Annotated in this window: 20 protein-coding genes and 1 pseudogene; 8 read left to right on the top strand and 13 right to left on the bottom strand. The window is 68.9% G+C overall.

All coding sequences use genetic code 11. The features are described 5' to 3' along the window. Positions 1-128 precede the first annotated feature (128 nt). The gene (locus ACWEKR_RS17705) at positions 129-806 is read right to left on the bottom strand and encodes a PaaI family thioesterase (RefSeq protein ID WP_195091261.1); all 678 of its coding nucleotides are present in this window, start codon (positions 804-806) and stop codon (positions 129-131) included. A gap of 199 nt (positions 807-1005) precedes the next feature. On the opposite strand from ACWEKR_RS17705, the gene ACWEKR_RS17700 reads away from it, so the two are divergent. Next, entirely contained in the window at positions 1006-1656 is a 651-nt protein-coding gene (locus tag ACWEKR_RS17700) for an HAD family hydrolase (protein ID WP_452355351.1), read from the top strand. Positions 1657-1664: 8 nt separating this feature from the next. Here the strand turns inward: ACWEKR_RS17700 and ACWEKR_RS17695 are convergent, their stop codons facing one another. Further along, positions 1665-2258 carry a TetR/AcrR family transcriptional regulator gene (locus ACWEKR_RS17695; protein ID WP_452355350.1) on the bottom strand — a complete coding sequence of 198 codons (594 nt, stop codon included), beginning with the start codon at positions 2256-2258 and terminating at the stop codon, positions 1665-1667. Positions 2259-2279: 21 nt separating this feature from the next. Between ACWEKR_RS17695 and ACWEKR_RS17690 the strand changes: the two genes are divergently transcribed. After that, on the top strand, positions 2280-2645 hold the full coding sequence (locus ACWEKR_RS17690; protein ID WP_452355349.1) for a hypothetical protein: 366 nt from the start codon (positions 2280-2282) through the stop codon (positions 2643-2645). Further along, positions 2642-3142: a hypothetical protein gene (locus ACWEKR_RS17685; RefSeq protein WP_452355348.1), complete on the top strand. Its 501-nt coding sequence runs from the start codon at positions 2642-2644 to the stop codon at positions 3140-3142. The genes ACWEKR_RS17690 and ACWEKR_RS17685 overlap by 4 nt, the downstream gene beginning before the upstream one ends. Before the next feature lie 239 nt (positions 3143-3381). Here ACWEKR_RS17685 and ACWEKR_RS17680 read toward each other — a convergent pair whose 3' ends face one another. The 3 genes from ACWEKR_RS17680 to ACWEKR_RS17670 all read right to left on the bottom strand — a co-directional run bounded on the left by ACWEKR_RS17680 (position 3382) and on the right by ACWEKR_RS17670 (position 5494). After that, positions 3382-3879, bottom strand: a complete 498-nt coding sequence (locus tag ACWEKR_RS17680; RefSeq protein ID WP_195091252.1) for a hypothetical protein — start codon at positions 3877-3879, stop codon at positions 3382-3384. A gap of 140 nt (positions 3880-4019) precedes the next feature. Then, positions 4020-4826, bottom strand: coding sequence for an ABC transporter ATP-binding protein (locus tag ACWEKR_RS17675; RefSeq protein WP_452355347.1), 807 nt, complete (start codon positions 4824-4826; stop codon positions 4020-4022). Further along, positions 4823-5494, bottom strand: a complete 672-nt coding sequence (locus tag ACWEKR_RS17670) for a FadR/GntR family transcriptional regulator (protein WP_452355346.1) — start codon at positions 5492-5494, stop codon at positions 4823-4825. The genes ACWEKR_RS17675 and ACWEKR_RS17670 overlap by 4 nt, the downstream gene beginning before the upstream one ends. Before the next feature lie 257 nt (positions 5495-5751). Here ACWEKR_RS17670 and ACWEKR_RS17665 point away from each other — a divergent pair, with 257 nt between their 5' ends. Then, positions 5752-7422, top strand: coding sequence for a 2-isopropylmalate synthase (locus tag ACWEKR_RS17665; RefSeq protein WP_452355547.1), 1671 nt, complete (start codon positions 5752-5754; stop codon positions 7420-7422). Positions 7423-7625: 203 nt separating this feature from the next. After that, entirely contained in the window at positions 7626-8018 is a 393-nt protein-coding gene (locus ACWEKR_RS17660; RefSeq protein ID WP_452355345.1) for a hypothetical protein, read from the top strand. Between the two features lie 63 nt (positions 8019-8081). Here ACWEKR_RS17660 and ACWEKR_RS17655 read toward each other — a convergent pair whose 3' ends face one another. Next, a complete protein-coding gene (locus ACWEKR_RS17655) occupies positions 8082-8711 on the bottom strand; it encodes a maleylpyruvate isomerase family mycothiol-dependent enzyme (RefSeq protein WP_452355344.1) in 630 nt (209 codons plus the stop codon). A 153-nt stretch (positions 8712-8864) separates the two neighbouring features. Then, on the bottom strand, positions 8865-10271 hold the full coding sequence (gene xylB / locus ACWEKR_RS17650; protein WP_452355343.1) for a xylulokinase: 1407 nt from the start codon (positions 10269-10271) through the stop codon (positions 8865-8867). Between the two features lie 229 nt (positions 10272-10500). Between xylB and ACWEKR_RS17645 the strand changes: the two genes are divergently transcribed. Next, on the top strand, positions 10501-10992 hold the full coding sequence (locus tag ACWEKR_RS17645) for a hypothetical protein (protein ID WP_452355342.1): 492 nt from the start codon (positions 10501-10503) through the stop codon (positions 10990-10992). On the opposite strand, the gene ACWEKR_RS17640 is transcribed toward ACWEKR_RS17645, so the two are convergent. The 6 genes from ACWEKR_RS17640 to ACWEKR_RS17615 form a co-directional block, all read right to left on the bottom strand. Further along, a complete protein-coding gene (locus ACWEKR_RS17640) occupies positions 10983-11993 on the bottom strand; it encodes a glycoside hydrolase family 172 protein (RefSeq protein ID WP_452355341.1) in 1011 nt (336 codons plus the stop codon). The genes ACWEKR_RS17645 and ACWEKR_RS17640 overlap by 10 nt on opposite strands. Then, positions 11990-12163 (bottom strand): hypothetical protein, encoded by a 174-nt coding sequence (locus ACWEKR_RS17635; protein ID WP_452355340.1) that lies wholly within the window; start codon positions 12161-12163, stop codon positions 11990-11992. Before ACWEKR_RS17635 ends, ACWEKR_RS17640 begins: the two co-directional genes overlap by 4 nt. 56 nt (positions 12164-12219) lie before the next feature. Beyond that, positions 12220-13704 (bottom strand): FGGY-family carbohydrate kinase, encoded by a 1485-nt coding sequence (locus ACWEKR_RS17630; RefSeq protein ID WP_452355546.1) that lies wholly within the window; start codon positions 13702-13704, stop codon positions 12220-12222. A gap of 2 nt (positions 13705-13706) precedes the next feature. Continuing rightward, complete coding sequence (locus ACWEKR_RS17625) at positions 13707-15119, bottom strand: L-fucose/L-arabinose isomerase family protein (RefSeq protein WP_452355339.1); 1413 nt, start codon at positions 15117-15119, stop codon at positions 13707-13709. Positions 15120-15228: 109 nt separating this feature from the next. Beyond that, on the bottom strand, positions 15229-16107 hold the full coding sequence (locus ACWEKR_RS17620) for a glycosyl hydrolase family 32 (RefSeq protein WP_452355338.1): 879 nt from the start codon (positions 16105-16107) through the stop codon (positions 15229-15231). A 100-nt stretch (positions 16108-16207) separates the two neighbouring features. Next, positions 16208-18562: an ATP-binding cassette domain-containing protein gene (locus ACWEKR_RS17615; protein WP_452355337.1), complete on the bottom strand. Its 2355-nt coding sequence runs from the start codon at positions 18560-18562 to the stop codon at positions 16208-16210. Here ACWEKR_RS17615 and ACWEKR_RS17610 point away from each other — a divergent pair, their 5' ends adjacent. Then, a complete protein-coding gene (locus tag ACWEKR_RS17610) occupies positions 18563-19531 on the top strand; it encodes a helix-turn-helix transcriptional regulator (RefSeq protein WP_452355336.1) in 969 nt (322 codons plus the stop codon). It begins immediately after the preceding gene. Between the two features lie 97 nt (positions 19532-19628). Continuing rightward, positions 19629-20425 (top strand): annotated as a pseudogene (locus ACWEKR_RS17605) (IS5 family transposase). Positions 20426-21001 lie beyond the last annotated feature (576 nt).

Raw genomic sequence — 21001 nt, 5'->3', positions numbered from 1 at the left:
GCGTTGCGCTCAGCCAGTCGCCATCGGGCTCACCCGCCCGCCGCGTTCCGACGCCACGCCGACGATCGGAGTTCAGCGGCGGAGGCGCTGGATCGGCCGCAGTTCCTCGAGAGGTCGCGCGCCGTGAGTCAGGGCTGTCCCGGCCTGAGCACGATGAACAGGCCGTTGGCCTCCGCGCACAGCCGGTCGCCGTCGTGCAGGGTGGCACGCACGTAGACCTTGCGCCCCTCCTGTCGTTCGGCCCAGGCCCGCACCTTCAGTTCGGTGTTCAGCGGCGTGATCGAGCGGTAGTCCACGGTGAGCGACGCTGTTCTGGTCACCGAGCCCGAGCGCACCGCCGCCGCCATGCCGAGCAGATCGTCGAAGGCGATGGCGATCTGGCCGCCGTGGGCGGCGCTGTTGCCGCCGAGGTGGAAGGTGCGGAAGGTCAGGCGCGCGTCGACGCCCTGCTGCGGGTCGACGTGATCGATCAAGAACGGCGGCAGGGTGATGTTGCCGCGGGCAGGCAGGTCGAAGCGGGTCCAGTTGGGCGTGGACCACTCGTCCACCCGGGCGGCGTCGAGCTTGTCGTTCAGCTCCTTCAGAATGCCGATCGCCTCCACCGCCAGCTCGTCGGAGGGCGAGGCCAGCCGGACCCGGTCCATCAGGCCGCGCACCTGCTCGATGAACTGCCCGTAGTGCGGCCCGCCGCGGGAGATGTCGTCCTTGGCGGCCTCATGGGCGGCGATCAGCTCGGTCATCGGCCGGAACCCGCCCTCGTGGTGCTCCTTGCTCGGCAGCGAGTCGCCGGCCTGCGGTTCGTTCATAAGAACAAGTTATCGGTTGCCCGCTGAATGCTCGCCGCGCGGGTGCTGTGTCCGTCGTCACCGGCCGTCACCGCCTAGGCTGGGGCGCGACCGGAGATCGCCTGCTCCCGGGCGGCACCGGCACGGTTCCGGCGGCTGGACGCGCAATCCGGCTGCGGGCGACCTCTGACCGTTTCGGCTGGCGAAAGGCTCTGTGCGCATGGGTATCACCGCGGTCGTGTTCGATATGGACGGCGTGCTGATCGATTCCGAGCCGGTCTGGGAAGCGGTGCGGCGAGGCTACGTCGCGGAGAAAGGTGGCCGGTGGCTGCCCGACACCCAGCAGCGGCTGATGGGGATGAGCACCGGTGAGTGGTCGGCCTATCTCAGCGGCGAACTCGGGGTCGGCGAGTCGCCGGAGACCGTCGCCCGGGACGTGATCGACCGGATGGCCGAGCGCTACGACGCGGGCGTGCCGCTGCTGCCGGGCGCGATCGCGGCCGTGCAGCGAATCAGCGAGCAGTGGCCGTTGGGGCTGGCCAGCTCGTCGCCCCGCACGCTCATCGACACGGTGCTCGGCCGCACGGGGCTGATCGAGTACTTCTCCGTCACCTTCTCCACCGAGGAGGTCGATCGCGGTAAACCGGCGCCGGACGTCTACATGACGGTCGCGACGTTCCTGCGTCAGCGCCCCTCCGACTGCGTGGCCGTGGAGGATTCCAGCAACGGCCTGCGTTCCGCCCACGCGGCGGGGATGCGGGTGATCGCGGCGCCGCGTCCGGAGTACCCGCCCGCCGCCGACGCGCTGGCCCTGGCCGCGAAGGTCGTCTCCTGCCTCGACGAACTCACTCCTGCGCTGATCGCCGGGTGACTCCCGGGTCAGGGGCGGTAGGAGGTCAGCAGGGCGCGGGCGGCGCCGGCCAGGTCGTCCTCGAGCCAGGCGGGCAGCTCCGGAGCGTTGGCGTGGCGGCGCAGCGCCGCATAGGGCAGATCGACGATCGCGCGGCTGACCGCATCGATCTCCCGCTCGCCGTCCCGGCCGAACAGCGCGTGCGCGATGCGGCGCAGATGGCCGATCAGCGGCGCGTTCATGGCGGCCAGGGTCGCGTGGAACTCGTCGTCCGGCCCGCCGTCGAGCAAGTCGCGGGGGCGCAATTCGAGCAGGAGTTTGGCGTCGTCGGGTAGTTCGCGCCCGAATCGCAGGGCGGCTCGGACCATCCCGACGCCCGCCTCCACCGGGTCCGGTTGGTCCGCGGCCGCGAGGGTGCCGTCCTGGAACCGGTGCAGCGCGCGCAGCCATGCCGCGGTGAGCACGCCGTTGCGGTTGCCGAAGCGGTGGTACAGGGTGCCGACCGGGGCGCCGCTGGCCTCGGCGATGGCCGACACGCTGGCCGCGCGGGGTCCCTCGGCGAGCACCAGGCTGCGCGCTGCGTCGAGGATCACGTCGGTGTCGTGCTTGCGGGGTGGCGCCATGTACTAGTACGTTCCTTCTATATGGAGCGTTTGTCCTATATAGATGAGCATGCCAGATCCATCGACGCGAATCCCGATCGGGCGTGGAAGGCGCTGCTGAAAGTCGTCTGTCACGACCCGCACGAGCCGTCAGCGCCGAGCGGGTTCGTCATCGATTCCGTCGCCGAACCGCACCGTCTGGCGCTGCGTGGGCAGCACTGGTTCGCGAAGTACGCGCTGATCTTCGAATTGGACGAGGAGGGCCCGAGCCGGACGCGCGTCCGCGCCCGCAGTTTCGGCGACTTTCCCGGTCTCCACGGTCGGATCTACCGTGCGCTGGTGGTGGGAACGGGCGGTCACCGCTTGGTCGTGCGCCAGATGCTTCGCCGGATCGCGGCGGCGGCATGATCCCCGGGACGGTGTGGGGCGCTACCGAGGCCGAGCGCGAAGCTCCCCTGCCGTGCGACGATCGGCAACCCGGCGGTCTGCAGGCAGATCGCGCGATCAGCATCGACGCGCCGCCCGCTCTCGTCTATGCCTGGCTGTGCCAACTGCGCGTCGCTCCCTACAGCTACGACCTGCTGGACAACTTCGGCAAGCCCAGTCCGCGCCGTCGCGACCCGGTACTCACCGAACTGGCGGTGGGGCAGCGATTCATGTCCCAGTTCGAGCTCGTCTCCTTCGTTCTGGGCAGGCACATCACTCTGCTCGCGAACAAGGTGTGCGTCACCTACGCGGTGCGTCCCGAAGGCGCGGGAACCCGGCTCCTGGTCCGGATACGCTGTAACGCACCGAAGTTCGTCGCCGTGGCGCTCGCCCTCGGCGACCTGATCATGATGCGCAAGCAACTGCTGACGCTGAAGGAGCTCGCCGAAGCCGAGCACCGCGCCACCTCGACGGCGTAGTTTGCGTTCTCGCCGGTTAGGTGTCGTGCTGCCTGATCGTGCCTAGGGCGCTTCCGCTTCGGGGAGCCCGCGCCCTCCACGAACACGGCGGCCCCGGCCGAGTGACCTGCTGGTCCTCGCCCTCGCGGTGGCCGCTGTGATCGTGCTGGTGCGGTGACGACCGGACTCGCCGGGCTCCGGGTCGGATTCGGCACGACGGCCCTCCACGCGTGGCTGACCGGTGCGGGCCGAGGCGGCGCTCAGCCAAGGCGTTCGACCAGGTCGAATTTTCGTTGTTCGAAGCCCTTCGGCACGGTGTCGCGCACCGAGATCAGAGCGTGCGCCCACGATCCGAGGAGGGTGTGGTCGCCCACCGTTCGGCCGGTGTCCGGTGTGGGGTCGGCGGTGAGCAAGGGCAACGGGTGGATGCGATGACGGGCTTCGTTCTCCAACACGGTTGCTTTGTCCACGAAGATCCGCAGGTCGTGATTGAGCAGGTAGCGGCCGACGGCACCGTGTTCCGGTGGAACCAGCGCGGCAACGGAATCAACCGTGCGATAGAGATTTTCGCCGATCGACGGCGGACGTGCATCTCGTCCGGCCCAGGTGACCCTGGCGGGCTCGGCGAGCAGTCGTTCGATTCCTTGGACCAGGTGGTGGCCGATCCTCGCGTGGGCCATGAGCCGCGCGCCCACGTCCACGTAGCCGAGCACGAGGTGGTCGTCGGTGCGCAGTACTGCCCGATAGAGCTGCCACACGTAGCCGCATTCCCTTCGGTGAGAGACGATTTCGTTGCATGTTCACACGGGAATGCGGTGTGTCGATTACAGCGGCGTTACCACCGTGGTGCGGTCGAGTCGAAGGGAAGTCTTGGCGCACAGCGCGACTCGACGTGGGTCTACTCCGGCCACGCGGAAAGTTTGCGGGCCGCTCGCGCGGTCCAGCGACCGTCGTCGTGGCGGACCTCCACCGGGTGTGCGAAGGCGGCGGTGACGTTCTCGGTGGTGATCGTTTCCGGAGCGGGGCCCGTCGCGACGGCGTGACCGTCCGCGATCAGCAACGCGTGCGTCGTCGTGCTGGGCAGTTCCTCCAAATGGTGGGTGACCAGGATGGAGGCGACCTCGGGGTGGGTCCGGTCCAGGGTGTCGAGGGTGTCCAGCAACTGCTCGCGGGCGGCGACGTCCAGCCCGGTGGACGGTTCGTCGAACAACAGCAAGCGCGGTTCGGCGATCAGCGCTCGGGCGATGAGGGTCCGGCCGCGCTCGCCCTGGCTCAGCGTGGGCCAGACCTCGTTCGCCTTCCCGGTCAGGCCAACGGTGTCGATCATCGCGTCGGCCCGGTCGAGCTGGCCGGGCGTCGGTATCCAGCGCATGGGGGTGTCGATCGTCGCGGTGAGGCCGGTCAACACGACCTCGCGGATGGTCAGTGGAGAGCGCAGCGGGTGGCGTGGGTTCACCTGACCGATGCCACGGCGCAGCCGCTGCAATTCGACGCGGCCGAGTTCCGCGCCGAGCACCCGGACCGACCCGGACGTGGGAAAGGTGACCGCCCCGCAGAAGCCGAGCAGTGTGCTCTTGCCCGCCCCGTTGGGGCCGAGCAGCGCCCAGCGTTCACCCGCGCGCACGGTCAGCGAGATCCCGTCGATGATCTTCTTGCCGTCGCGGCGGAACGTCACATCGGTCAGTTCCAGCACCGGATCGGTCACGTGAAAGCCTCTTTCAGGGTGGTCAGGTGGGCGCGGCTGTATTCCGCCGCGGCGGCGGGGGTGCGGGCGGCGATCGCCTCGGCCAGTCGCTGGTGCGCGGCGTGATCGGCGGACTCCGACGGCACCGGCCGGATCTTCAGCATGTCGATCATGGCCAGGCGCAGCCGGGGCAGGAAGGTGTCGAACAGCTGGGTCAGCACGTCGTTGTGCGCTGCCACGATGACCGCCCGGTGGAACGCCATATCCGCGTCGACGTGCTCGGCCACCGGTTCGCCGTGGGCCTTCCTGGCGGCCAGGGTCCGGCGGATCGCACGCAGGTCGGCGGCGGTGCGCCGCTGCGCGGCCAGGGCGGCGGCCTCGGCCTCGATCGCGATGCGCGCTTCGATCACCGAAGCGATGGTGGCGCGGCGCAGCACCGCGTCCCACTCCTCGGTCACCTCCAGCGCCGTCACGAAGACGCCCGCGCCTTGGCGGCTGTCGAGCACGCCTTTCCCGGCGAGTTCGCGGATGGCTTCCCGCAGCGTCGAGCGGCCGACGCCGAGCTGCGCGGCCAGCGTGGTCTCACCGGGCAGGCGATGACCCAGCGGCCATTCGCCTGCCTGAATGCGGGCGAGCAGTACGTCGGCCGCCTGCGCGGCCAGCGGATGGCGTCGTACCTGGGAGATCATCCGATACCTCTCTACTTGTCTGAGGAGTGGTGTACAGTCTAGCCATCATGCGCACCATGCTTCTGCTTAGCCGCCACGGCGGGGCCTGAACGACCGGCCGCCCGCCGTGGGGCTTCGTCGTGGCCGGTCACCGTTCGTCGTGACGGCCGCAATGGCCAGGAAGCAGATCCATGAGCACCGCTTTTCCCAGCATCGACACTCCCGCGGGCGAGATACCGGGCAAGGCTCCGGCGTGGAATCGCCAGCGGCGTTCCCAGATGCCTTCGTATCGTTACCGCGACGTCCACCAGCGGGTAGAAGTACCACTCACGCAACGGAAGTGGCCCGAAGCCAGGATCACGCGGGCGCCCCTGTGGGTGCCGGTCGACCTGCGCGACGGCAACCAGGCGCTCGCCGAACCGATGGACCCGGCGCGCAAGCGCCGGTTCTTCGAGCTGCTGGTCGCTATGGGCTACAAGGAGATCGAGGTCGGTTACCCGTCGGCCTCCCAGACCGACTTCGACTTCGTCCGGCTCCTCGCCGAGGACGACATCGCGCCCGAGGACGTGACGATCGCCGTCTTCACCCCGGCCCGGCGGGATCTCATCGAGCGCACCGTCACCTCGATCCGCGGCATCCCCAACGACGTCGTGATCCACATGTACACCGCGACCGCGCCCACATGGCGTGACATCGTGCTCGGCAAGGATCCCGCGGCGCTGCGCGAGCTGATCCTCGACGGCGGCCGCGCCGTGCTCGACTGCGCCGCGGACCTGCCGAACGCGCGGTTCGAGTTCTCGCCCGAGGTGTTCAACCTGACCGAGCCCGACTACGTGCTCGATATCTGCGACCGGATGACGACTTTGTGGGACGCCACCGCGCAGCGGCCGGTCATCCTGAACCTGCCCGCCACCGTCGAGGTCGCCACACCGAACGTCTACGCCGACCAGATCGAGTACATGCACCGCAATCTCGCCCGGCGCGACAGCGTCATCCTGTCGGTGCATCCGCACAACGATCGCGGCACCGGCATCGCGTGCGCCGAGCTGGCGGTGCTCGCGGGCGCGCAACGCGTGGAGGGCTGCGTCTTCGGCAACGGCGAGCGCACCGGCAATGTCGACATCGCCACGCTTGCCCTCAACCTGCACGCGCAGGGCGTGGACCCGATGATCGACTTCTCCGACATCGACGAGATCCGGCGCACCGTCGAATACTGCACGCGCATGCCGATCCACGAACGGCACCCGTACGTCGGCGACCTGGTGCACACCGCGTTCTCCGGTACCCATCAAGACGCGATCAAGAAGGGCATGGCCGAGCACCGGGCTCGGGCCGCCGCGACGGGCAAGGCGGAGCGCGCACTGGACTGGCACGTGCCGTATCTGCCCATCGATCCCGCCGACCTCGGCCGCAGCTACGACGCGGTGATCCGGGTGAATTCCCAGTCCGGGAAGGGCGGCATCGCCTATCTACTGCACACCGAATACGGCATGGACCTGCCGCGGCGCCTGCAGATCGATTTCGCCGGTCACGTACAGGCGCTCGCCGACGACACGGGAGTCGAGATCACCGCCGCCGAGCTGCGCGATCTTTTCGAGGCGGTGTATTTCGACGACCCGTCGGGGTTGGCCTTGAAAGACTGGCGCACCAGCGGTGACGAGGCGAGCACCGAGGTCACGTTGATCGTCGACGGGGTCACCCGCCGCACGCGGCGCACGGGCAGCCCGCTCGAAGTGCTGACCGAGGCGCTGGCCGATGCCGGGTATCCGATCGAGGTGCTGGGACTGACCCCGCAGTCGATCGGGCGAGACGACGACAGATCCGAGATCGCCTATTTGGAGTACCGCGGCGGCGGACACACCGGCTGGTCCTGCGGCCGAGCGGATTCTGCCGTGGCGGCCGCACTGGCTGCGGTCGTGCGCGCGGCCGCACGTTCGGCACGCCGATGAACGTCTGACGCGGCCGGTCCGGCGGACTAGGTGACAATGCGCGGCGAGACGCATCGATTGATCGCCGCGGGCCACGCGCCCCGAGTACCGGCGTCGCGACTGGACCGATCCCGCCCTGCGGCGCGCCCGCGAGGCCGTGCAGCGAGGTCCTGCATCTGCACGAACCGTATCCCGCGCCGGCGGTCGACCAGCGCTGGAATCTCGTGCAGGCCAACGACTGCGTCGCCGTGTTCTTCGACGGCGTGGATCCGGCACTGCTCGAACCGCCGATCAATATGATGCGGCTCGGACAGCACCCCGGCGGCTTCGCGTCCCGGTTGCGCAACCTCGAGCAGGTCCGGGCTTTCCTGCTGCCCCGGCCGGCACGACAGGCGATGGCGACCGGGGATCCGCAGCCGGCGGCTCTGTACGAGGAACTGCGCTCCTATGGCGCCGCGAGTGGTGCGGACAGTGATCCGGTGGACATCACGTTTGCCGGTCCGGTTGCGCCACCGCGACGCGGACCTGACGTTCTTCAGCACGATCACCACCTTCGGCGCGGCCTTCGACCTCACACTCGACGAGATCGCCGTCGAGGCGTACTTTCCTGCCGATGACAAAACGGCTGCCTACCTGCGCGATTCAGCGCTGGACCGGTGAGTGCCGCGCCTCCTCCCGGCTCATTCCGATACGGTGAACCGCTCGGCGGGTTCGCCCGCCAGGTGCCCGGGCGGCAACTTGCGCCCGCACAGAACCAGCAGCAGGTCCTGCGCGCTGCCCGAGAGCACCGCGCCGGAGCCGTAGCGGAAGTCCAGGTCGTCGGCGCGCAATTGGACACCGCCGAGTTTGGCGCCGAACAGTTTGACGGTCCTGGGTTCGATCGTGTCCAGCACCAAGCGCATCCGATTCTCGGGCACCCGGCGATCCAGCCCCAGCGCCACGGTGATGTCCAGCCCGTGGATGACGTCGTGGCTCAACGCGTGGGACAGTCCGCCGCCCGGTGGCCGCCACGGATGATCCACATTGTCCCACAGCGATTTCAGCAGATCCGAGGTGCTGAGCGTGGCGGCGTCCATCCGGGCGGTGCGGTCGGCCATGCGGTTGAAATTCCCGAACGCCGCGAGCATCCCCAGCGTGAAGCGTGCACTCGACAGGCGATACGGCATGGTGATGTGCGCGACCACTTCGCGGACCCGCCAGCCCGCGCACAGCGTCGGCGCGTCCCAGCCCGCGGCATCCAGCCCGGCCAAGAGTTCGGCGAGTTCCGTCCGTTCCGCCGTCACCGCCCTTCGCACCTGGGTATCGATCATTCGTCCACCTCTCTTCGACGAGGTGATCCAACCCCGCACGCCGTCGAGGCGCCACCCGGCGACGAAAATCAGCGACTCGGGAAGTGGCGAAGGCGGTCGGCGCGGATTCCGACCCGTGCGCGCTGGGCGCACAGCCGGGCACGAAGAGCGTGGTCAGCCGTACAGTGCCTGGCGTGCGCTCCGGTATCGGGCACGGATCTCTCGTCCGAGCGCGGCATCGGCCGGGGCCGGAATCTCCGCGACCGAGCGCGCCGGCCAGGACGGTGGCCCGGATGTGCCCGCCAGGGCCCAGGCCGCTTGGCGGGCGGCGCCGAGCGCGACGTACTCGTCGGGTTCCGGAATCGTCACCGTGACGCCGAACACCTGCGCGGCGGTCTCCGCGACCAACGGTGAGCGCGCGGCGCCGCCGATGAGCAGCACGCGCCGCGGCGTCACCCCAGTGCCGGTGAGGTGGTCGAGCGCGTCGGCGAGATGGCACAGCAGACCCTCGAAGGCGGCGCGGGCCACCGTGCCCGGGCGCATCGCCTCCGGCCGCAGCCCGTGCAAGCTGCCCGCGGCGCGCGGCAGGTTGGGGGTGCGTTCACCGGCGAGATAGGGCAGCAGGACCACGCCGTCCGCGCCCGGCGGCGCCTGCGCGGCCAGCGATTCGAGCGTGGGCAGGTCCACACCGAGCAGATCGGCGGCCGAAGTCAGCACGCGGGCGGCGTTCAGCGTGCAGACCAGCGGCAGGAACGCGCCGGTGGCGTCCGCGAACCCGGCGACCGCGCCGGTCGCGTCGGCGGCGGGCCGGTCGGCACGAGCGAAAACCGTCCCGCTGGTGCCGAGGGAGACCACCACGTCGCCCTCCATGATGCCCAAGCCCAGCGCGGCCCCGGCATTGTCCCCGGTTCCGGCGGCCACCAGTGCGCCCGATGGGGTGCGCCCGGCCGGCTGGGCCGGGCCGAGTACCTGGGGCAGGGCGGGGCGACGTCCCCGAAAGGCCAGGGCCAGCAGGTCTTCGCGATAGCCGCCGCCGGCGGGCGACCAATACCCGGTACCGGATGCATCGCCCCGGTCGGTGGTCGGCTCGAGCATGCGGCCTGGTCCGCCGCCGCGTAGCCGCCAGGTCAGATAGTCGTGCGGCAACACGACGTGCGCGGTGCGGTCGGCGAGCTCCGGCTCGTGGTCGGCCAGCCAGCGCAGTTTGGTGACGGTGAAGGCCGCCACCGGCACGCTGCCCACCGCATCGGCGCAGGCCTGCCGCCCGCCGAATTCATCGATCAGGTCCTCCGCCGCGTCTGCGGAGCGAACATCGTTCCACAACAACGCATTCCGTACCGGCGCGCCCACAGCGTCCAACGCGACCAAGCCGTGCTGCTGCCCCGCGACGGCGATCGCGTCGACGCCGTCGAGTAATCCGGCACCGGCCACCCGCAGCGCGTCCCACCACGCGGCCGGGTCCACCTCGGTTCCCTCCGGGTGCGGGGCCCGCGCGCGCCCGAGAACCGCACCGCTGTCGGCGTCGCAGACGACCACCTTGCACGACTGGGTGGAACTGTCGATTCCCGCGACCGTCGTCATCCCGCCCACCCCCGGCGAATCCGGCCGATATCGCCGCCACGGCAGCCGGAGCGCGGCGGACGCGGGCCGATGAAGGCGGCCTCGCACGAAGCCGGCCGCCTGCCGAAAACGAACCCGCCGCGCGATCCGGCGAACCTTCCGAGCACACCCATACGAACACCTTGCACCCCGACGGCCCCGCGCCGGCGCATATCGCGTACGCGTCGGCCGCATGGGGCAGACTGGCGCGATGAGCATCGACCCCACCGACGTGCGCATCCGCACGGGAGACGGGACGCAACTGCCGGAACTCACCGAGGACGCGCTCGGCGACCCGCTCGGCGAACCGCCCGGACCCGGGCACGCCGTGCTCGAACTCGGCCGCGCCGAGCTGCACGAGATCCGGGCCCGGTTGCTGCCCGACGGTGTCTACGAGCTCGAGCACCGAGCCGGTTCGGCGACGGAAACCTTCCAGATGTACACCTCCGACCCGGTGCTGGTGCGCGACGTGCTGTGGGCTTGGCTCTCCGAGGATCCGTGGTGGCGCGACTCGGTCGCGTGGTTCCCGGTCGACCCGGCGATCGCGGAACTGCGCGCCGTGCAGGACGAGCTCACCGGACTGCTGGACGGCCTCACCGTGCTGGACGATCTCACCGCCGGCATGGACGCGGCACTTGCGCGCGCCGACGAACTGCTGACATCGGACTTTCCGCCCGATACGGACGACCTCGATCAGGCCTGATACCACCAGGCTGTGGTCGCCAACTCGGCGTCCGCCAGCGGGAGATAGGTCGCCGCGTCCTGCCATCCCAGCGCCTGCACGGTGACGCGCAGCTCCCGCTCGTAACAGATGGGATCGCGCACATGCCAGCGGTACATGCCGAACCGCTGCTCCGGGCGATAGATCTCCTCCGGCGGCAGTACCTGGTGCAACCCGAGATAGGGCGTGGAATACGTCCGGTAGGTCCCGTCGAGGTCGAAATTCCAGGCGCCGCCGAAATAGTCCTCGGTACCCGTGCCGCAAATAGTGGGGTGGTCGGTGTCCCCGTCGAGAAAGAACTTCACTTCGCCCTCACCCCACCATCCCGGTGCGCACGGGCGGATGGCGAGGTAGGTGCCGACGTAACGGCCGGGCCCAGGCACCGTGTCGAGAATCGTGTGAACGGCTGGATTCCCCACGCCGGTCGTATGCGTCCATCGTGTGTGCAGATACCCCGCGTCGTCCGGGACGTCCTCTTCGGTGTAGGTCGCCTGGTAGTACACCGGGACTTCGCGGCCGCACCGATTCTCCAGCGTGATGCGCGCACGATGCCGAAACGGCATAGGCCAATAACTGTTCAAGCCACCGGCGGGCGCGACGACCACCATCTCGGAACCGAGCAGGGCCGTCTCGCCCCAGCCGTTGCAGAAGAAGTCGCCGAGGGGCGCCTCGATCGCGGGCGCTGGTGCGTCGTCCCAGGTCATGCGCAGGGTCAGCCCGCGGAGGACGGAACGCTCGGTGGTCAGCCAGAAATGCCGGAACACTCCGGGGCCGGAAACATCGGCCAACGTGGCGGTCTCACCGTGCGCGAGCGCGATGGAGGGCGAGACCTTCCAGCCCGGGCCCAACAGGCGCGCCGCATGCGCTCCGGTGCCGTCGGTCGCCTGGGCGCCCGCACCCGGCGCACCCGTCGGATTCTCGGCGCTGACCGACCGGGTTCGCGTGCCGTCCAGCCGCCACAGCTCACCGCCCGGCGCGGTCACGATCCCGGCCACCCGTATCGGGGCGCGGTCGGCGCGGGCCCCCCTCGGCGCGCGGTCTTCGTCCCGCCCGCCGCGGCCGGTTGCGCACTCCAGCCGGTCCACCACTCCACGATCGGATGGGAGGCGACGACGGAGCCGAAATCGTCCTGGGTCGGAGTGATCGTGGGCATGGAATCCTCGTATCGTTCTGCGAACCAACTCTGCGTCGCCACACGGACATCCGCGATCAGGAAGAAACGCCGGCACGGTGTTGTTCGGCCGCAAGGAAATGCGCGGTATCCGTCGTGCGATCGTACAGATCTCGGTAGTGCCGGTAGTACTCCGCGTATTTCGCGACGCGCTCCGGGTGCGGCCGCACGGTGTCCACGACGGGATTCCACCCCGAGGTGTCGACCCCGGCCGCCTCGGCCGCGAGCAGAGCGTCGCCCAGGCTCGCGCCGACGGTATCGGCGGGCAACTGCTGCGGCAGCCCGGTGACATCGGAGACGATCCGAGTCCACAGCCCGCCTTTGGTGCCACCGCCCACCGCCACCAGACGCCCCGCCCGCCCGCCGGCTTCGGTCATGGCCTCCAGGTTGTGCCGCACCCCGTACGCGATGCCCTCCAGAACCGCCCGATAGAGCTCGGCCCGTCCGTGCCCCAGGGTGAGTCCCGCGACGACTCCGCGAGCGTCCGGGTCGAACAATGGAGTGCGCTCCCCGGCGAAATACGGCAGTACGAGCAGCCCCCGGCTGCCCGCGGGCACGTCCGCCGCCGCCGCGACCAGGTCGGCGAACTCTCCGCCCACGAGCTTGCGCAGCCAATCGGTCACCGCGCCGGAGGTGGCCATGCCCGCGGCGAGCGTGTACGTATCCGGCCAGGTGCCACAGGTGCCCCAGAGACCGGGATGCGGGCGCGGGTCGGTGAGCACCTGCACCAGGAACATCGTGGTGCCGTACATGATCATCGCGTCGCCCGGCGCGCGGACGCCGACGCTGGCCGCCTCGGCCCAGGCATCGATGGTCCCGGTGGTGACCGGCAGTCCCGCAGGCAGTCCCGTGGCGGCAGCCGCGTCCGCGCTCACCCGGCCGACGATCTCGGTGGGCCACGCCAGCTCCGGCAACGTCCAGCCCGGTACGATCCGCTCCGCCCAATCCGTGGCCCACGCTCGTGCACGCAGGTCGTACAGGGGTACGCACTGACTGGCCGATTGGTGGTCGAGAACGTAGCGGCCGGTGAGCCGGTACACCAGGAAAGAGCTCGCCATCAGCAGCATCGCGGTGCGCGCCGCGATGTCCGGCTCGTGCCGGGCCAGCCATCGGGCCTTCGGGCCGACCGCCTGGCTGGTCAGCGGTGACCCGGCGCGGTCGAGCACGGCCCGCGCGCCGAATTCGGCGTTCAGCTCCGCGATCTCGGCACCGGCCCTGGTGTCGACGCCGTAGAGGATGGCCGGGCGCAACGGCCTGCCCTGCGCGTCGGCGGGCAGCAGGCACGGGCCGATACCGGACACCGCGAGACCCACCGGCGCGGCGCCGTCGGCCGCCGCCACCAACTCACGGGCGAGCGCGACGAAGTCGGCCCACCAGATCGTCTCCGCGTCGTGCTCCACCCAGCCGGGACGCGGTATGGACACCTCGTGCGCCCGCTCGGCTCTGGCGACGATCCTGCCACGGGCGTCGGTGAGCACGCCCTTCGAACTCGAGGTCCCGATGTCGATGCCGAGGAACACCATCGTCACCGCGTGAACTCGTCCACCGTGACGTCGAGCAACTCGCACGTCGCGCGCACGGCGGCCCGGTGGTCGCCGGGCACCGCGTGGATGTGGTTGGCGCCGAAGCGGTTGAGGAAGTCCTCGGCGCGCGCGTCCAGCCGGGCGAACGCGTGCGGCCACTCCCAGGTCGACTGCTTCATCAGCGCGTCGTTGGTCTGCTGGTCGTAGTGCTCGAATTCGCCGAGCATCAGCTGCATGCGGTAGGCGCCGTCCAGACGGGTGAGCCGCGCCAAGGTCATCTGTCCCGGCGCGGCCAGATGGTGCACCGAGGCTCCGCCCGCGGGAAAGAAGAACACCTCCGGATACAGGTGCACCTTTGCCAGGTTTTCCGCGGGATCGGCGCTGCGCGCGGCGAACCAGGTGGCGTGCTGGCCGGAATTGCACAGATCCCAGATGTCGCGATCGGCGTGGTAGTGCCGGACATCGGCGAACAGCACCGGGGTGTCCGCGATCCGCTTGAGCAGTTGCATGGTCAGCGCGCCGTCCATGTCCGCTTCGGTGGCGCAGACGTGCGGTTCCTTCGGGCCGTTCCAATCGTAGGGATCGTTGAGGAACGCCTCGGTGACGTCCATGGTGGCGAAATTCTGGGTGAGTTCGGGCTGTCCTTTGATCCCCGAGAAGTCCAGTCGCCATTCGGCGATCAGTTCGCGGACCGCCAGATAGGAGCGGATCTGGCGTTCCAGCAGCTGCGGAGTGAGCTTCGCACCGTCGTAGTGCACGCCCGCGGTGTGCCGCTCCAGCCACTCCCGCGCGGCCCTCGCCTCGCCGGCGTCGGCGAATTCGGCGCGCCGCACGATCTCCCACTGATCGATTTCCTCGACGTCGATGCCGAACTGCCGCTGCCACTGATCGGTGTTGGCGACCGCGGTGTTCATGCCCATCGGCCGCCCACCGAACCGCCCGAACGTCGAACCACGCAAGCCCGATACGGCCGCCGCGGCTCGCGCGCGCACGCCGATGGCCTCGACGAGTTCGGGATCCGACGGGTCACCCCATAGTCTGCCGTGCTTGCGCCCGATCTGATCCAACGCGCCGCCCGCGGCGAGCATGCCCACCATGCCCGGTTGCACCGGGTCGATATTCGACAGCAACAGCAGCGGCCCCGGTATCGCGCCCGCCGCGAGCATGGTGAAGTGCGGGAACGCCCACACCGCATAGTGCAGAACGGTCAGATCGACGCCCGCCGCCGCGACGGTGCGCGCCACCGAACTCGCCAGCGCGTTGTCACTGACCGGCGCCGCGCCGCGGACCACGTCGTGGCCCGCCGCCTTCAGCGCGGCCACCAGCCGGTCCTCGCTGGAGGCGATGAAATCGGCGATGCCCGCATGCACATAGTCGCGGCCATCGGAAATGCTGATAACGCCGATACGGGCCATGCCGGTCCCTCCCGTAGGTGGGGTGATCGGAGAGTTCGACTCGATCAACAGATACCAGCCGCGGCCGGGCCGCAGAGGCGATTCGCCGAAATCCCGCGCGCCGGTCCGCCTAGCGCGGAACCGTTTTGACGACGCGCGACCGCGGAAAGCGGAGCGGCGCCAGATGGACCCCGCCCTGCCCCCAGCCCGCGCTGGTGATCCACCACCGGCCGTCGTCGTGGATCACTTCGGCGGCGTGCGCGGCGATGTGGCCGACCTTGTCTCCGATGCGGAAGCGAAAAGGGCTGTCGCTGCGGAAGACATCGGTGCCGACATATCGCGGGCGTGGACCGATGAACAGATACCACCACCCGTCATGCCGGACGACGTAAGGGGATTCGGTATTGCCCGCTTCGGTGCCTTTGACGGGGTCCGTGTAGGCGATGTGCCGCTCGCCCCAGTGCACGAGATCGGTGCTGGTGCGGTAGGCGACGACGTGATGCCCCCCCGCGGGGGTGCTGGTCGCGCAGTAGTACAGCACCCACTGGTCGCCCACGCGCACCACCATGGGGTCGCGCGCGTCGTAGCCGTCGTGGAACACGGGCCCCGCCGGCGATCTGGTCCAGCGGAACAGGTCCGGCGAGATCGCCAGATTCATCGCCGCGCCGGTGCGGTCGGCACCACCCGCCGCGTAGAACATGTAGTACTGCCCATGGGCGTCGACCACGTAAGGCGCCCACAGATGCGTTTCGCCGTAGTCCGGGTCCACTCGCAGGGCGCAATCGTGCTTGGTCCACGGCCCGTGCAGCCGGTCCGCGACGGCGTGGGCGAACTCGGTCTCGTCGAACGGGTCCGCCGGTTCGGGATGGGTGATTCCGAAAAGATGCCACCGCCCGGCATCGTCACGAACAATCGTGTGGTCGTTGATGTACCACGGTTCCGTTTCACCGGCGCTCGGGTCGTAGATCCGTCCGAAAGCTCCCGCCCGAACCACCTCCCGTGTCGTCATAGGTTCATAATGCGCCGGGGTGTGCGTCCGTGTGCCATCCTGCGGATATCGGTGGATCCCGGCATCGGCGTCGTCTGCCGGGACAGTTGCTTGCGCGCGGTCATACGCGAACGGCGACACTGCGCCGCAGATACTTCGCCGTCAGCGACCGGTGATCCGCCAGCAAGGCCGCCGGGGTGCCGGCGAAAACTATCTCGCCACCGTGCTTTCCGCCGCCGGGTCCGAGATCGATCACCCAATCCGCGCGCGCGACGACGTCCAGGTCGTGCTCGACGACGATCACCGTGTTGCCCGCGTCGACCAGCCGGTCCAGCAGCCCCACCAGGGTGTCGACGTCGGACATGTGCAGCCCGGTGGTCGGCTCGTCCAGCACGTAGACCCCCGTGCCGTCGCGCCGCTGGAGATGATCGGCCAACTTGACGCGCTGGCGCTCGCCGCCGGACAGCGAGGAGAGTGCGCGGCCGAGAGTCAGGTAGCCGAGACCGACGTCGAGCAGTGCGCGCAACGGTGTGCGAATCCGCCGGTCTCCGTCGTGTGCCCAGAAATCGAGCGCCGCTTCCGCGGACATCTCCAGGACGTCGGCGATCGACGCGCCGTGGATCTCGTAGGCGAGCGCTTCGGGCCGGTACCTGCGCCCGTGACAGCTCTGGCAGACCGTGGTGACCGGGTCCATGTATGCCAAGTCGGTGAAGATCACTCCCGCGCCGTCGCATTCGCCGCAGGCGCCGTCCGAGTTGAAACTGAACAACCCCGGTCGGACGCCGTGTCGCTTGGCGAAGAGCTGACGCAGCGGGTCCATGATGCCGAGATAGGTGGCGGGGCTGGAACGTCGCGAGGCGGCGATCGCGGACTGGTTCACCGCGATGACCTGTGGGTGCGCGGTGACGAACGCCCCCGATACCAGCGTGCTCTTGCCGGACCCGGCCACGCCGGTCACCGCCGTGAGCACGCCTGTCGGGAACCGGACGGTCAGGTTTTCGAGGTTGTAGGCGTCGGCATCGGCGACGGTGAGCCAACCGGTCGGCCGACGGACCTCTTCCTTCACCCGCCGCGCGCGGCGCAATCCCGCGCCGGTGGGTGTCGGTGCGACCCGCAGCTGATCGACCGTGCCCTGGAACACGACCTGCCCGCCGTGCGAACCGGCGCCGGGCCCCATGTCGACCACATGGTCGGCGACGGCGATGACATCGGGGGAGTGCTCCACCACCAGCACGGTGTTGCCCTTGTCCCGGAGCCGCCGCAACAGTGAGTTGAGGCGTCCGACATCGCGGGGATGCATGCCGACGCTCGGCTCGTCGAAGATGTAGGTCATGCCGGTGAGGCTGGAGCCCAGATGCCGGACGACCTTCAGCCGCTGCGCCTCGCCGCCGGACAGGGTCGCGGTCTCCCGATCGAGCGACAGATAGCCGAGCCCGACCTCCTCGATCCGGCGCAGCCGGGCGATGGCCGCCTGCGCGATCGGGCGAGCCACCGGATCAGCCAGGCCCGTGAGCACCTCGATGAGGTCGGTGACCTCCAGCCTGCCGTAGTCCGCGATGCCGAGCCCGTCGATGCGGCTCGCCAGCGCGGCGGCGTTGAGCCTGGCGCCCCCGCAGTCCGGGCAGACCTCCTCGGTGACCACCGCGCAGGCGGCTTCCCGATTCTTGTCCGACAACGCGGCGAGGTCGCGCTTGATATACAGGCGATCGAACCGCTCCAGCAGACCCTCGTAGGCGTTGTTCCCCGCCGAGCCGTTCCGGTTCTTGCGCGGCACCCGGAATCCCTTGCCGTGCAGGAACAGTCGCCATTCCTCCGGACCGAAATCCCGCAGCGGCTTGTCGGGATCGAAAAGCCCGGACTCGGCGTAGAGCTGCCACTGGAACGTTCCCACCGCGAACGGCCCGAAGGTGATCGCGCCCTCGTTGAGCGACTTGCCGGTATCGAGCAGTTTGTCCAGATCCGGGCGCACCACCTGCCCCAGGCCGCCGCACGCGGGGCACATGCCCAGCGGATCGTTGAACGAGTAGCGCGTCGCCTCGCCCGCGCTCGGCACGCTGTGCCGGGAGAACAGCACGCGGATGATCGACTGGATATCGGTCATCGTTCCCACCGTCGAGCGGGAGTTGCCGCCGATCGGCTTCTGGTCGACGACCACGGCGGGCGCCAGATTGTCGATCGCATCCGCCTCCGGCCGCTCGTATTTGGGCAGCCGGTTGCGGATGAACCAGGTGAAGGTCTCGTTGAGCTGTCGCTGCGACTCGACCGCGACGGTGCCGAAGACGAGCGACGACTTGCCCGATCCGGAGACGCCGGTGAAGACCACGATCTTGCCTTTGGGGATCGTCAGTGAGACGTCGCGGAGGTTGTTCTCGCGCGCGCCGACGATCGTGATGGAGTCTCGATGAGCTTGCACGATCGTCACGCTAGGGGCCGATGAGGTCGGAATCTGTCCTCCTTCGCGGCCATACTGGGCCATGTGACCCAGACCGCCGCGCGCTTGCTGCAACTGCTCTCGCTGTTGCAGACCCGCCGCGAATGGAGCGGCCCCGAGCTCGCCGCGCGGCTCGGGGTGACGGTGCGCACGGTGCGCCGCGACGTCGACCGTCTGCGCGAGCTGGAATATCCGGTGGTGGCCGGCCTCGGCCCCCTCGGCGGATACCGCCTGGAAGCGGGCGCGGCGCTGCCACCGCTGTTGCTCGACGACGAGGAGGCGGTCGCGATCACCCTCGGACTGCGTGGCGCGGCGCAGGGCGCGGTCATCGGGATCGAGGAATCGGCCGCCCGCGCCCTGGTGAAACTGCAGCAAGTCCTGCCGTCCCGATTGCGCCGCCGGGTCGACGCGATAGACGCCACCACCGTGTCGCTCGGGGGACCGGCCGCCGGTCCGATGGTCGATCCCGAGGTGCTCGTCACCCTGGCCGCCGCCGCGCGCGACAGCGAACGGATCCGATTCCGCTATCGCGACAAGACGGACGCGGACAGCCGCCGTCTCGCCGAACCGCACAGCCTCGTTTCCGCGGGCCGCCGCTGGTATCTGGTGGCCTGGGACGTCGACCGCGCAGATTGGCGTACCTTCCGCGTGGACCGGTTGTCGTCACCTCAGCCGATCGGCATACGTTGCGCGCCCCGGCCCCTGCCCGCCGAAGACGCGGCGAGTTTCGTCACCAGCCAATGGGCGCGCTCCCGGCCGGTTCGCCACGTGGTCCTGCGGGTCCATGCCGCCGCGGACGTCCTGGTGGAGGGGTTCCGTGTGCGCGCGCAGGAGATCGAACCGCTGGACGGGCGGACCTGTCTCCTGCGCACCTCCGCGGATTCACTGGAATGGACCGCCGTTCGCATCGCGCACTTGGACCTGGACTTCGAGGTCGTCGAACCCACCGAAATGAAAGACCTCCTGGCAAGGCTCGGCGCCAAATTGCTCCGGGCATCGGGGAACGCCGGCTAGAGTCTGTCCTGTAATTCGTTGTGGTGGTTGGTGTTAGCTTTCGGGTGTGGTTGGTCGTGGTGAGTTGACCGATCGGGCATGGGCTCGGATCGAGCCCATGCTGCCGGTCTCGGGACGTGGGCGGCGGTGGCGTGATCACCGGCAGGTGATTAACGCGATCCTGTGGAAACTCCGCACCGGCGCCCCGTGGCGTGACCTGCCCGAACGGTATGGACCGTGGAAAACCGCGCATGAGCGGCTGCGGACCTGGACGGCTGATGGGACCTGGCAGAAGATTCTCGACGAGGTGATCGTCAAGGACGACTCGATCGGTGAGGTCGAATGGATCGTCTCGGTCGATTCGAGCGTCGTGCGGGCCCATCAGCATGCTGCCGGAGCCCGGAAAAAGGGGGCGCCGTCGGCGTCGACGGTGAAGCACTCGGCAGATCCCGGGGCGGGCTGAGCACCAAGATCCACCTCGCTGTTGATGGCCGTGGCCTGCCGATGCGGGTTCTGATCACCGGTGGTCAGGCCGGTGACAACCCGCAGATCCTGCCGCTGTTGGACGGGATCAGGGTGGCGCGGCTCGGACTGGGCCGGCCACGTATGCGGCCGGAGGTCGTGATCGCGGACAAGGGCTACTCCCATCCCTCGACACGGGCCGCGCTGCGGCGACGGCGGGTCCGGTTCGTCAGTCCCGAACGCGACGATCAGATCGCTCGCCGCGCTTCGAAGGGCTCGGCCGGTGGCCGGCCACCGGCCTTCGATTCCGAGGTCTACAAGCAGCGCAATGTGGTCGAACGCTGTTTCAACCGGCTCAAACAGTTCCGTGGGCTGGCGACCCGTTACGCCAAGCGTGCCGCGTACTACCAGGCCGAAATCACCATCGCTGCGATCATCCTCTGGCTGCGATGAGTTACAGGACAGGCCCTAGGCGCGAATCGATCTTGTCGTGGTCTGAATCACACTTGTGTCATTCAGGCCGTGATCGCGCGGGTCGCGCGCCTCTGACCTGCGAATTAGCGCGCTGGGCAGGCGATTTGACGAAGCGTTCGACGCCGCGTAACTTATTCCAGGTCAGAGCGACACGGACACCGACCCGGAGCCGAGAAGCAAGGCGGAGACGCTGAGCGGAAGGACTGGGAAACGAGGTAGGACGAGGAGCGCCTGGCGATCACACTGGCTCGATAGGGAGCCCGATTTTGATCGGGTGAACGAATGGGCTAAGCTGGGAAAGTTGCCTCACTGAAGTTTCGGTTGTTCCGGAATGAACGTGTGTGCGTGTGTTCTTTGAGAACTCAATAGTGTGTCGATGAATGTCAGTGCCAAATATTTTTTGGTTCCGGCTCTTCCGCTCCCCGTGTGGAGGGTCGGGCATTTTTTGTCAGCTATTTTCCGGCTGGCGATTGTTTTGCTGGGTTTTCGGACTCTGGTTTTTGATCTGATTGCATCTTTCGGGGTGTGATTGTGAGTCTTCAACGGAGAGTTTGA

The organism is Nocardia sp. NPDC004573 (assembly GCF_053602135.1).
Note: the sequence above shows the minus strand (reverse complement) of the source record. Positions and strands in the feature narration are given on the sequence as shown.

Excerpts from the sequence above, each read along its gene's own strand:
- xylB (WP_452355343.1), bottom strand. The coding sequence starts at position 10,271 with ATGACGACGGTCGCGGGAATCGACAGTTCCACCCAGTCGTGCAAGGTG.
- ACWEKR_RS17685 (WP_452355348.1), top strand. The coding sequence starts at position 2,642 with ATGATCCCCGGGACGGTGTGGGGCGCTACCGAGGCCGAGCGCGAAGCT.
- ACWEKR_RS17615 (WP_452355337.1), bottom strand. The coding sequence starts at position 18,562 with ATGGCCCAGTATGGCCGCGAAGGAGGACAGATTCCGACCTCATCGGCC.
- ACWEKR_RS17705 (WP_195091261.1), bottom strand. The coding sequence starts at position 806 with ATGAACGAACCGCAGGCCGGCGACTCGCTGCCGAGCAAGGAGCACCAC.
- ACWEKR_RS17635 (WP_452355340.1), bottom strand. The coding sequence starts at position 12,163 with ATGCCCACGATCACTCCGACCCAGGACGATTTCGGCTCCGTCGTCGCC.
- ACWEKR_RS17695 (WP_452355350.1), bottom strand. The coding sequence starts at position 2,258 with ATGGCGCCACCCCGCAAGCACGACACCGACGTGATCCTCGACGCAGCG.
- ACWEKR_RS17625 (WP_452355339.1), bottom strand. The coding sequence starts at position 15,119 with ATGGCCCGTATCGGCGTTATCAGCATTTCCGATGGCCGCGACTATGTG.
- ACWEKR_RS17620 (WP_452355338.1), bottom strand. The coding sequence starts at position 16,107 with ATGACGACACGGGAGGTGGTTCGGGCGGGAGCTTTCGGACGGATCTAC.
- ACWEKR_RS17655 (WP_452355344.1), bottom strand. The coding sequence starts at position 8,711 with ATGATCGATACCCAGGTGCGAAGGGCGGTGACGGCGGAACGGACGGAA.
- ACWEKR_RS17665 (WP_452355547.1), top strand. The coding sequence starts at position 5,752 with ATGCCTTCGTATCGTTACCGCGACGTCCACCAGCGGGTAGAAGTACCA.
- ACWEKR_RS17645 (WP_452355342.1), top strand. The coding sequence starts at position 10,501 with ATGAGCATCGACCCCACCGACGTGCGCATCCGCACGGGAGACGGGACG.
- ACWEKR_RS17670 (WP_452355346.1), bottom strand. The coding sequence starts at position 5,494 with ATGATCTCCCAGGTACGACGCCATCCGCTGGCCGCGCAGGCGGCCGAC.
- ACWEKR_RS17690 (WP_452355349.1), top strand. The coding sequence starts at position 2,280 with ATGGAGCGTTTGTCCTATATAGATGAGCATGCCAGATCCATCGACGCG.
- ACWEKR_RS17630 (WP_452355546.1), bottom strand. The coding sequence starts at position 13,704 with ATGGTGTTCCTCGGCATCGACATCGGGACCTCGAGTTCGAAGGGCGTG.
- ACWEKR_RS17700 (WP_452355351.1), top strand. The coding sequence starts at position 1,006 with ATGGGTATCACCGCGGTCGTGTTCGATATGGACGGCGTGCTGATCGAT.